Consider the following 11,199-nt stretch of genomic DNA (forward strand, 5'->3'; position numbering starts at 1 on the left):
TAAGTCGCATCGACCCTGGTCTGTTTGACCCGTGTCCTCACAAGCCGTCATCCCCGCGAAGGCGGGGATCCAGGGCTCCACCGAAGCATGACTCCGAAGTCTCTGGATCCCCGCCTTCGCGGGGATGACGAGCAAGAAACAGCCGGACTGGGATTTGCTCGCAGCACCCGACGAACACGCACGCTCCCGTCCCTGGGATTTATCATCGCGCCCATGACCACCCCCCCCGCCCGCGACACCATCGCCGCGATCGCCACCGCCCCGGGCGCCGGCGGCGTCGGCATCGTCCGCGTGTCGGGTTCGCGCGCGCTCGCGATCGCCCAGGCCATCGCCGCGCGCGAACTGCAACCGCGCTACGCCCACTACGTGCATTTCCGCGACGCCCAGGGCGAAACCCTCGACGACGGCATCGCCCTGTACTTCGCCGCGCCGGCCAGCTACACCGGCGAGGACGTGGTCGAACTGCAGGCGCACGGCGGTCCGGCGCTGCTGGAGGAATTGCTCGCGCGCGTGTGCGCGTTGGGCGCGCGTCGCGCGCGACCCGGCGAATTCAGCGAACGCGCCTTTCTCGAAGGCCGTCTGGATCTCGCCCAGGCCGAAGCGGTCGCCGACCTGATCGCGGCCGGCGATGCGCGCGCCGCGCGCGCCGCGCGTCGCGCGCTCGACGGCGAATTCTCGCGTCGGGTCGAAGCACTCGCCGACGATGTATTGGCGATCCGCGTCCACGTCGAAGCGGCGATCGATTTCGCCGACGAATCGCTCGACACCCTTGGCGGCGCCGCGTTGCGCGCGCGCTTCGCCGCGGCTTCGAGCGCGCTCGACGATCTGCTCGCCGCCGCCGAACGCGGCCGTCGCCTGCGCGACGGCCTGCACGCGGTGATCGTCGGCCCGCCCAACGCCGGCAAGAGTTCGTTGTTGAACGCGCTTGCCGGCAGCGACCGCGCCATCGTCACCGACATTGCCGGCACCACCCGCGACCTGCTGCACGAAACGGTCAAACTCGACGGCGTCGAACTGACCCTGGTCGACACCGCTGGCTTGCGCGACGGCGGCGACGCGATCGAACGCGAAGGCATGCGGCGCGCGCGCGGCGAACTGGTTCGCGCCGATCTCGCCATCGTGGTGCTGGATGCGCGCGATCCCGACAGCGGCCTGGCCTCGGTCGCCGACGCGATCGCCGGCGTGCCGGCTTGCTTGTACGTCTACAACAAAATCGACTTGATCGAATCCGACTACGGTTCGCCCACGCCTGCAGACATCGGCGGCGAAGACCGCGTATTCGTCTCCGCGCGCAGCGGCGCCGGGCTCGATCGCCTGCACGCGCGTTTGCGCGCCTTGGCGCAGGGCGACGCGGCCGACGCCAGCGAAGGTGCGTTCACCGCGCGCGCGCGCCATGTCGATGCGCTGTTGCGCGCGCGCGCCGAACTCGACGACGCGCGCGCGCAGCTCGATCACGAGATGCTGGACCTCGCGGCCGAGGCCCTGCGTCAGACCCACGACGCCTTGGGCGAAATCACCGGCCGCGTGCGCGCCGACGATCTGCTCGGGCATATTTTTTCGAGCTTCTGCATCGGCAAATGACACGAACGGCCACATACTGCGTTTGACCGAGCTCGATGAGACACGGTCGCGATGCGGCCGATGCCGGAAGCAACAGTGCGACCGATGCGGAATCCCAGCACTCGATACCGCCGGCGAGTCTGCCCGCACAAGCGACCCGAGCGAGGCAGCGGACCAAACCATACAACCGAACCATCGATGCAAGGAATGCAATAATGGATGTGGAATTTTTCAAGAACAACGTCAGCGACGTGCTGTTGGAAGTCGAGATCAACCCGGACGTCGCCACGGCTTTCGAGAGCGAGTACGCGGAAAGGACCGGACACACGCCGGAATCAGGGCCGAACTACCAGCATCAACCGAATAAATGGGGCGGCGAGTACCGCATCTACTTCAACAGCGAGCACGACCTTCTGGACGAGTTCGCGGCGCTGAAGATAGAGGTCGAACAGGGCCAGCGGCCGTACCGAGGTCACCTGAAATACCGTGTCAACAATCAAGCATTCTTCTGGGCCCTGGTCGCAGCGGGCTACCGACTCGGCGACAACTGAACTCCGCGGCGCGGCTGGTGAATCATGGCGATAGAAAAGTTGAGCACGCCCCCCGACGACGCATCGCGTGATCTGGTCGAACGCCTCGCCGAAAGGTTCCCGGAGCTAATGACCGAAACCCGGGGCGAAGACGGGCGCTCGCGCCGCAGCCTCGATTTCGACAAGTTGCGCCAGCTGCTCGGCGATCGCGCCGTGGAAGGACCGCAGGAGCGTTACCAACTCGACTGGCCCGGAAAACGCGAAGCCCTCGCGCTGTCCAATGCCTCGGTCGACGCGGCGTTGCGTCCGTACGAAAGCGAAAGCCTGGATTTCGGCACGACCGGAAATCTGTTTATCGAAGGCGACAATCTCGACGCGTTGAAACTGATGCGCGAGGGTTACCTGGGCAAGATCGACATGATCTACATCGATCCGCCGTACAACACCGGCAGCGATCTTATCTACAAGGACAGCTTCAAGTCGGCCGCGACCGACTTCAAGCGCAAGAGCGGCTACACCAACGAGCTCGGCGAACGGCTGGTGCATAACGCGCCGAGCAACGGTCGCTTCCACTCCGACTGGTTGTCGATGATCTATCCGCGGCTGCGCATCGCGCGGCAATTACTGCGCGACGGCGGGCTGATATTCATCTCGATCGACGACAACGAACGGGCCAACCTGCAGAAAGTCTGCGAGGAAATCTTCGGCCGCGACAATTTCCTCGGCTGCTTCGTCTGGAAGCGACGCAGCGGCGCGATGGACGCGGTGACCAACCTCAGCGAAGACCACGAATACGTTTTGATCTATTCAAAGTCGCAGGCCGTGCTCAAAGGCGTGGAGCGCACCTTCGAGAAATACACCAATCCCGACAACGACCCGCGCGGGCCGTGGATCTCCGACAATCTGAGCGCCGGCAAGCCCGGTGGCGACACCCATTACCCGATCACTGATCCGGACACGGGCAACGAGTTCTATCCGCCCAAGGGCCGCTACTGGCCGTACAGCCGCCACACCATGGCCCGGAAGATCGCCGAAGGAAAAGTCATCTTTCCCAAGAGCGCCAGCGGCACGCCGATGCTCAAGCGATTCGCGTCCGAAGCGATCAAGTCGACGCTGCCGGTGTCGTCGTGGATCGAGCGGCCCGGCAGCAACGCCGGCCAGAGCACGCTGGTGGCGCCGATGAACAGTTCGGCCACCAAGGCGCTCAAGGAACTGTTCGACGCGAAACTGTTTTCCTTTCCCAAGCCGGTCGAGCTGATCAAGGCGCTGATGACCCAGGGCATGCCGAAGGATGGCCTGGTGCTGGATTTTTTCGCCGGATCGGCGACGACCGCGCAGGCGATGTTCGAATGCAACGCTGAAGACGGCGGCAATCGCCGCGTGATTCTGGTCCAGCTTCCCGAAGTCCTGGATCCCGATTCGGATGCGTTCAAGGAAGGATTCGGCGATATCGCGCAGTTGTCGAAGGAGCGGATCAGGCGCTCCGGTGCGAAGGTCCTACAGGGCGATTGCCATCCGGACTGGAATCGCGACGTCGGCTTTCGAGTCTTGAAGATCGACAGCTCCAACATGAAGCCGGTCCACCATCGTCCCGATCAGATGGCGCAGCAGGATCTGCTCGACAGCGTCGATAACGTGAAGCCCGATCGCGGCGCCGACGATCTGCTGTTTCAGGTGCTGGTCGACTGGGGCCTGGAGCTGGGCTTGCCGATTCGGCGCGCGGTGATCCGGGAAAAAACCGTGTTCTTCGTCGACGGCGCCGCGTTGGCCGCCTGCTTCGACGCCGACGGCGGCATCGACGAGGCCTTCGTCAAGGAGCTGACGACGCACAAGCCGCGGCGCGCGGTGTTCCGCGATGCCGGCTTCAAGGACAGCGCGGCCAAGATCAACGTCGAGCAGCTGTTCAAGCTGCTGTCGCCGACGACCGAAGTGCGATGCATCTGAGCGGATGCGCGAAGCCATGAAGCTCAAATTCAAGACCCAGGACTATCAGACGCAGGCCGTGGAAGCGGTGGTGGACTGTTTCCGGGGACAGCCCGCGCCGCGGGAAACGCTTCGTCATCGCGAATATCCGGCGGCGCCATCGGGCCGGCCCGATGGTCAGCAAGCGACGTTGCCGCTCGGCGATTACCAAGCCGACTGCCGCAACGCCGAACTGGCGCTCTCGCATAGCGAACTGCTGGACAACATCCGCCAGGTGCAGCGCCGGAAGAATCTGGACGTGTCCGATCGCTTGGTCCAGACCAAGGTCGCGCAGGTCAATCTCGACATCGAGATGGAGACCGGCACCGGCAAGACCTACTGCTACATCAAGACCTTGTTCGAGCTCAACCGGCGCTACGGCTGGAGCAAGTTCATCATCGTGGTGCCGAGCATCGCGATCCGCGAGGGCGTCGCCCAGTCGTTGCAGATCACCGCCGAGCATTTCCTCGAGACGTATCACAAGAAGGCGCGGTTCTTCATCTACAACTCCAAGCAGCTCCATCACCTGGAGAGCTTCTGCTCGGACGCCGGCATCAACGTGATGGTGATCAACGCGCAAGCGTTCAACGTCACCGCCAAGGATGCGCGCCGGATCTACGAAGAGCTGGACGATTTCGGCTCGCGCCGTCCCATCGACGTGATCAGCGCGGTGCGTCCGATCATGATCCTCGACGAGCCGCAAAAGATGGAAGGCGGCAAGACGCTTGATTCGCTGGGCAACTTCAAGCCCTTGGCGGTTCTGCGTTATTCGGCCACGCACAAGACCGTGCATAACAAGATCCATCGCCTCGACGCGCTGGACGCGTATCAACTCAAGCTGGTCAAGAAGATCGCGGTGCGCGGCATCTCGGTGAAGGGATTGGCCGGTGCGAACGCCTACCTGTATCTGCAGTCCATCGAGATCTCCAGCGAAAAGCCGCCGTTGGCGCGGATAGAACTCGAGCACCGACGCGCCGATGGCACGATCGGGCGCGTGGTGAGGAAACTGAGCAAGGGCGACAATCTGCTGTCGGCGAAATTTTCCAACGCGCTGGAGCAGTACCGCGGCTTGGTGGTCGACGAAATCGACGCCAATGCCGACACCGTGAGCTTCGCCAACGGCGTGGAACTGGCGGTCGGCGAAGCGATGGGCGATGTCGACGAGATCCTGTTGCGCCGCATCCAGATCCGCGAAGCCATCAAGGCGCATTTCGACAAGGAGCAGGCGCTGTTCCATCAGGGCGTGAAAGTGCTGAGCCTGTTCTTCATCGATGAGGTGGCCAAGTACCGCGACTATTCCGCCGAGGACGAAAAGGGCGAGTACGCGCGAGTATTCGAGGACGAGTATCGACAGTATCTGAACGAGATGCTCGACCTGGAGGAAACCCCGTACACGCGTTACCTGAAGGCCATCGCGCCGGAAGATACCCACAGCGGCTATTTTTCGATCGACAAAAAAACCAGGCGCATGGTCGATCCCGACGTGGAAAAGCGCGGCGAGAACGCCGGCCTGTCCAGCGACGCGGACGCCTACGATCTGATCCTCAAGCGCAAGGAACGGCTGCTGTCGCTGGACGAACCGGTGCGCTTCATCTTCTCGCATTCGGCGCTGCGCGAAGGCTGGGACAATCCGAACGTGTTTGTCATCTGCGCGCTCAAGCACAGCGATCACACCATCTCGCGCCGGCAGGAGGTCGGACGCGGGCTGCGTCTGTCGGTCGACCAGAACGGCGATCGCATGGACCATCCGGCCACCGTGCATGAGGTGAACGTGCTGACGGTGGTGGCCGGCGAAAGCTACAAGGACTTCGTCGCCGCCTTGCAAAAGGACATCAGCGGCTCGTTGTCGGCCCGACCGAGGCAGGCGAGCGAAGACTATTTCACGGGCAAGGTGTTGCGCACGTCCGGTGGCGATCTCGAGGTTTCATCGCAGCTGGCGAAGCAGATCTACCGCTACCTGGTCAAGAACGATTACACCGACGATGCGGACCGCATCACCGATGCCTATCGCCAGGCCAGCAAGCTCGGATCACTGGCGCCGTTGCCGGCGGAGTTGCAGCCGCATGCCGAACAGGTCTTCAGGCTGATCGACACCATCTTCAGCGATGGCCAGCTACCCGACATCGGCGATGATCGCCGATCCAAGACCAATCCGCTGAACGCGAACTTCGACAAGCGCGAGTTCAAGGCGCTGTGGCAGCGCATCAACCGCAAGGCCGCTTACAGCGTCGATTTCGATTCCGACGAACTTATCGGCAAGGCCGTCGCCGCGCTCAACGACAAAGACGAGGGGCTGCGGGTCGCGCCGCTGCGGTACACGATCCAGAAAGGCGAACAGCTGAGCCGGATCGAACTGGACACGCTCAAGCGCGGCGCCGGCTTCAGGGTCATGGAGACCGAAGTCGAATACGACAGGCGCTCGGCGCATTCGCAGGTGGCTTACGACTTGATCGGACAGGTTGCCGACGCCACTCAGCTCACCCGGCGCACGGTTGCTGCGATCCTGACCGGCGTGAACGCCGCGGTGTTCGCCCAGTACAAGAGCAATCCGGAGAGCTTCATCGCCGAAGCGATCCGGCTTATCAACGAACAAAAAGCCACGGTCATCGTCGAGCACCTGACTTACGATCCGGTCGAGGATAAGTTCGATCTGGATATTTTTACCTCCAGACAGAGCAAGCAGGATTTCAGCAAGGCCGGCGATAAGCTCGACAAACACATCTACGACTACGCGCTGACGGATTCGATGGTGGAGCGCGAGTTCGTGAAGGAACTGGACACCGCCACCGACGTGGTGGTTTACGCCAAACTGCCTCGGGGATTTTCGATCCCCACGCCGGTCGGCGACTACAACCCCGACTGGGCGATCGCGTTCAAGGAAGGCAGCGTCAAGCACATCTACTTCGTCGCCGAAACCAAGGGTTCGATGTCGTCGATGGAACTACGGGCGGTCGAGAAGACGAAAACCAGATGTGCGCGGAAATTTTTCGACGATATGAATCGGCGCTACGCCGATGAAGAGGTCAGGTACGACGTCGTGGACGGCTTCGGAAAATTGATGGAGATCGTGAAGTCATAGCGCCGCGGGCGCGGCCTGGCCGCGACCACGGTTGAATCGCGCGCGCTGCGATCACGCCGCGCGCGGGTAGTCGGTATAACCCTGCGCGCCGCCGCCGAAATAGCGCGCGCGATCGCCTTCGTTGAGCGGTAAGTCGTGCTCGAGCCGATACGGCAGATCCGGATTGGCGATGAACGGTCGGCCGAAACCGATCAGGTCGGCCCAGCCCTTGCTCAGCGCTTCCTCGGCGCGTTGCCGGGTGTAGCGGCCGGAATAGATCAGGCTGCCGCCAAACACGATGCGTAGCGCTTCGCGAAACGCGTCGGGCATGCCGGGCGCGTCGTCCCAATCGGCTTCGGCGATGTGGATATAGGCCGCGCCGATATCGTCGAGTACTTTCGCCGCGGCCAGGTAGGTCGCTTGCGGCGTGTCATCGACCGCGCCTTGCAAGGTGGTCAACGGCGCCAGGCGCACGCCGAGGCGGCCGGGTCCGACCACGTCGAACACCGCTTGCGCGACTTCGCGCAGGAAACGCAGGCGATTGGGCAGCGAGCCGCCGTATTCGTCGCTGCGCGCGTTGGCTTGCGAGTCGATGAACTGATTGATCAGATAGCCATTCGCGCCGTGCAGCTCGACGCCGTCGAAACCGGCGTCGAGCGCGTTGCGCGCGGCCTGGGCGAAGTCGGCGACGATGCCGGCGATTTCCTCGACCGTGAGCGCGCGCGGCGCGGAGTGCTGGACCATTTCGCCGACACCGGCCTCGGGTCCGCGGCCTTCGACATCGACGAACACTTTCACGCCGATCGCGGTCAACGGCGACGACGACACCGGCGCGGCGCCGCCGTCCTGCAAGGCGACGTGCGAGACGCGGCCGACATGCCACAGCTGGGCGAACATGCGGCCGCCCTGCGCGTGCACCGCGTCGGTGACCTTGCGCCAGCCGGCGATCTGCTCGGCGCTGTAGATGCCGGGCGTCCACGCATAGCCCTGGCCCTGGCGACTGATCTGGGTGCCTTCGCTGATGATCAGACCGGCGCCGGCGCGTTGCGCGTAGTACTGCGCCATCAGCTCGGTGGCGACATCGCCGCGGCCGGCGCGCGAGCGGGTCATCGGCGGCATGACGATGCGGTTGCGGGTGTCAAAGTCGCCCAGGCGGTGGGAGGTGAACAGCATGGCGGGTCTCGGTGATTCGGGGTGGGGATAAGTGTGGGGATGCGGGTGCGGATGAAAAACAGGGTGTTGAGCAAACGATCTTTTCTGTGCGGGCAAGAATCGCGGGGTGCTGGGATCGTGTGCGGTCGGCCGCTGGCGACGTCGGTGAGGATTCGCGGTCGCGACTTGCGTCGCTCCTACAGGTAGGCCATGTGGGAGCGGCGCGAGCCGCGACCGCGGGGTTTCAGATAGCCGCGCTCGTAACCGGCGGCATTACGCCACGATCAATCCCACGCAGGCGCGAGGCTGTCGGGATCGGTCAGTCGCTCGCCGCGATCGAGCGTGGCGATGCGCGCCATGTCGTCGTCGCTCAGGCGCAGCGAGGTGGCCAGCAGGTTGCTCGCCAGGTTTTCGCGCTTGGTCGAGGACGGGATCACCGCGTAGCCCAGCTGCATCGCCCAGGCCAACGCGACCTGCGCCGGCGTCGCGTCGTGCTTGCGCGCGATCTCGACGATGACCGGATCGCTGAGCACCTTGCCGTAGGCCAGGGTCATGTACGAAGTCAGCGCGATGCCCTGGCTGCTTGCGAATTCGGCGAGCTTGCGGTTCTGCAGGTACGGATGCAGTTCGACTTGATTGGTTGCGATCGCATCAACACCGACGACATCGATCGCGCGTTGCATCAAGTCTATGTTGAAGTTGGAAACGCCGATCGCGCGGGTCAGTCCCTGCGTCTTGGCGTCGGCCAGCGCGGTCATGAATTCATGCACCGACACCGCGTCGCCCGGCGACGGCCAGTGGATCAAGGTCAGGTCGACCCGATCGGTGCGCAGCTTGCTCAGGCTCTCGCGCAGGCTGGGAATCAATTTGTCCTTGGACAGATTGTCGACCCAGATCTTGGTGGTGATGAAAAGTTCGTCGCGGGCCACGCCGCTGTCGGCGATAGCCTGGCCGACTTGCGCTTCGTTGCCGTAGATCTGCGCGGTGTCGATCACGCGATAGCCCAGTTCCAGGCCGTTGCGCACCGAGTCGATGACGACCTGATCTTTGAGACGAAATGTGCCGAGGCCGAATGCGGGAAGGTTCATGGGGGAAATCCTCAAGTGATGGAAAAGTAATCAGTGCGCGACAACGGCGCCGCCGCTGGCGCGATCGGGCAGGCCGTCGCGACGATCGAGCCAGCCGCTCAACGCGGTCAGGCCGAACGCGCCGAGCACCACCAGCGCGCCGACCCACGGGGTGTGGCCCAGGCCGAGGTGAGTGACGACCAAGCCACCGGCCCAGGAGCCGCCGGCGACGCCGAGATTGAACGCGGCGATGTTGAAACCGGCGGCGACATCCACCGCCTGCGGCGAGTAATGCTCGGCCTGCTTGACCACGTACACCTGCAGGCCCGGCACGTTGCCGAACGCGACCGCGCCCCAGGCCAGTGCAGTGAGTACCACCAACCACGGGCTGTGCGCGGTGAAGCTCAGCACGAACAGCATCGCGGCCAGCAGCAGGAAGATCGTCTTCAGTGCCTTGATCGGGCCGTGGCGGTCGGCGAGTTTGCCGCCCCACACGTTGCCGAACGCGACCGACACGCCATAGGCGAGCAGCACCAGGCTGACCATGTTCGGGCTGAAACCGGCGATGTCCTGCAGGATCGGTGCGAGATAGGTGAAGGCGATCAACGAGCCGCCGTAACCGACCGCGGTCATCGCATAGACCAGCAGCAAGCGCGGTTGCAGCAGCACCGCGGCCTGCTTGAGCAACGGCGCCGGCGTGGTGTGGGCGATCTTCTTGGGCACGAACAAGGCGCTGCCGAACATCGCGATCAGGCCGAACGCGGCGACCACCAGGAAGGTCGTGCGCCAACCGAAGTGCTGACCGATGAACGTGCCCATCGGGATGCCGGTGACGAACGCCACGGTCATGCCGCTGAACATGGTCGCGATGGCGCTGGCGGCCTTGTCCTTCGGCACCAGGCTGGTGGCGATGATCGAGCCGACCGAGAAGAACACGCCGTGGGCGAGGCCGGTGAGGATGCGCGCGACGATCAAGGTGGCGTAGCCCGGCGCGAGCCAGGCGACCAGGTTGCCGACGGTGAACAGCGCCATCAGGCCGACCAGCAGGGTCTTGCGCGGCACGCGTCCGGTCAGCGCGGTCAGCAGCGGCGCGCCGATGGCGACGCCGAGGGCGTACAGGCTGACCAGCAGCCCGGCCGAGGGCAGGTCGACGCCGAGGTCGGTGGCGATGGTGGGGATCAGGCCGACGATGACGAACTCGGTGGTGCCGATGGCGAAGGCGCCGAGGGTCAGGGCCAGGAGGGCGAGGGGCATGGGGGGCATCCGGTGGATGGGATGCGCAGTTTGGGCGGACGGCCTTTGCTGAAAAATGGGGTTTTGGGTGAATTACTTTTGATCTGAAATCAATAGTTGATGAAGTTGGTCAAGCTTTTGCCTGGCCATGGGCATCGCCGGCTTGTCGATGCGGCGAGCGGCTTGGGGATAACTTCGGCTTCGTCGCCGACCAGCCGGAAATCCATGTTTGGATTGCTGTGCAATCGAAAATTGTCGCTGTCGCTTTCTTTTGCTCTGCTTTAGCTCGCGCCGGATGTCGAGTTTCACCACCCGCGCTGCGACGCTCGTAACTCGCGTTAGCAAAAGCACACCCGAAGGGCGACGCGCAGGGATGCGCGTCGCGCGCCACCGGGACAAGGATGTCCCGTGTGGCGCGTGCCCGCGTCAGCACCGCACTTGCGGGCCCTTGATTCACAACAAAGCACTTTTCTTTGGTTACCTTTCTTTTGTTGCTTTAGACAAAAGAAAGTAACTCGGCTGCTTGCGGACGAAAGCTGTTGATGTTGTCTTTGCTTCAAAGGCTCTAGAGCTTCAAGGCTTTGAAGCTTTCAAAGCTGCAAGCAGGATCAAAAGCTTCCGCCACTAAAGCGGCGGG

Annotated in this window: 7 protein-coding genes; 4 read left to right on the top strand and 3 right to left on the bottom strand. The window is 63.6% G+C overall.

The window, feature by feature from the left end:
* The first annotated feature begins 213 nt into the window (after positions 1-213).
* From mnmE to ASD86_RS08980, 4 genes are all read left to right on the top strand, one after another.
* Complete coding sequence (gene mnmE, locus ASD86_RS08965; RefSeq protein ID WP_056109583.1) at positions 214-1,581, top strand: tRNA uridine-5-carboxymethylaminomethyl(34) synthesis GTPase MnmE; 1,368 nt, start codon at positions 214-216, stop codon at positions 1,579-1,581.
* 194 nt (positions 1,582-1,775) lie between these two features.
* Positions 1,776-2,111, top strand: a complete 336-nt coding sequence (locus tag ASD86_RS08970; protein WP_056109585.1) for a hypothetical protein — start codon at positions 1,776-1,778, stop codon at positions 2,109-2,111.
* A gap of 108 nt (positions 2,112-2,219) precedes the next feature.
* Entirely contained in the window at positions 2,220-4,034 is a 1,815-nt protein-coding gene (locus ASD86_RS08975) for a site-specific DNA-methyltransferase (protein WP_235567707.1), read from the top strand.
* A 16-nt stretch (positions 4,035-4,050) separates the two neighbouring features.
* Positions 4,051-7,131 (top strand): DEAD/DEAH box helicase family protein, encoded by a 3,081-nt coding sequence (locus tag ASD86_RS08980; protein ID WP_056110651.1) that lies wholly within the window; start codon positions 4,051-4,053, stop codon positions 7,129-7,131.
* 51 nt (positions 7,132-7,182) lie between these two features.
* On the opposite strand, the gene ASD86_RS08985 is transcribed toward ASD86_RS08980, so the two are convergent.
* The 3 genes from ASD86_RS08985 to ASD86_RS08995 form a co-directional block, all read right to left on the bottom strand.
* Positions 7,183-8,283 (bottom strand): alkene reductase, encoded by a 1,101-nt coding sequence (locus tag ASD86_RS08985; protein ID WP_056109589.1) that lies wholly within the window; start codon positions 8,281-8,283, stop codon positions 7,183-7,185.
* A gap of 263 nt (positions 8,284-8,546) precedes the next feature.
* The gene (dkgB, locus tag ASD86_RS08990; protein ID WP_056109591.1) at positions 8,547-9,350 is read right to left on the bottom strand and encodes a 2,5-didehydrogluconate reductase DkgB; all 804 of its coding nucleotides are present in this window, start codon (positions 9,348-9,350) and stop codon (positions 8,547-8,549) included.
* Between the two features lie 30 nt (positions 9,351-9,380).
* Positions 9,381-10,583 (bottom strand): MFS transporter, encoded by a 1,203-nt coding sequence (locus ASD86_RS08995; protein ID WP_056109593.1) that lies wholly within the window; start codon positions 10,581-10,583, stop codon positions 9,381-9,383.
* Between the last annotated feature and the right edge of the window lie 616 nt (positions 10,584-11,199).

The sequence above is a fragment of the Lysobacter sp. Root690 genome, from assembly GCF_001427785.1.
In the GTDB taxonomy this organism is placed as follows: Bacteria; Pseudomonadota; Gammaproteobacteria; order Xanthomonadales; family Xanthomonadaceae; genus Lysobacter.

What these genes read in the sequence shown, in the direction of transcription:
- ASD86_RS08985 (WP_056109589.1), bottom strand. Translation starts at nt 8,283, where the DNA reads ATGCTGTTCACCTCCCACCGCCTGGGCGACTTTGACACCCGCAACCGC.
- ASD86_RS08970 (WP_056109585.1), top strand. Translation starts at nt 1,776, where the DNA reads ATGGATGTGGAATTTTTCAAGAACAACGTCAGCGACGTGCTGTTGGAA.
- ASD86_RS08975 (WP_235567707.1), top strand. Translation starts at nt 2,220, where the DNA reads ATGACCGAAACCCGGGGCGAAGACGGGCGCTCGCGCCGCAGCCTCGAT.
- dkgB (WP_056109591.1), bottom strand. Translation starts at nt 9,350, where the DNA reads ATGAACCTTCCCGCATTCGGCCTCGGCACATTTCGTCTCAAAGATCAG.
- ASD86_RS08980 (WP_056110651.1), top strand. Translation starts at nt 4,051, where the DNA reads ATGAAGCTCAAATTCAAGACCCAGGACTATCAGACGCAGGCCGTGGAA.
- mnmE (WP_056109583.1), top strand. Translation starts at nt 214, where the DNA reads ATGACCACCCCCCCCGCCCGCGACACCATCGCCGCGATCGCCACCGCC.
- ASD86_RS08995 (WP_056109593.1), bottom strand. Translation starts at nt 10,583, where the DNA reads ATGCCCCTCGCCCTCCTGGCCCTGACCCTCGGCGCCTTCGCCATCGGC.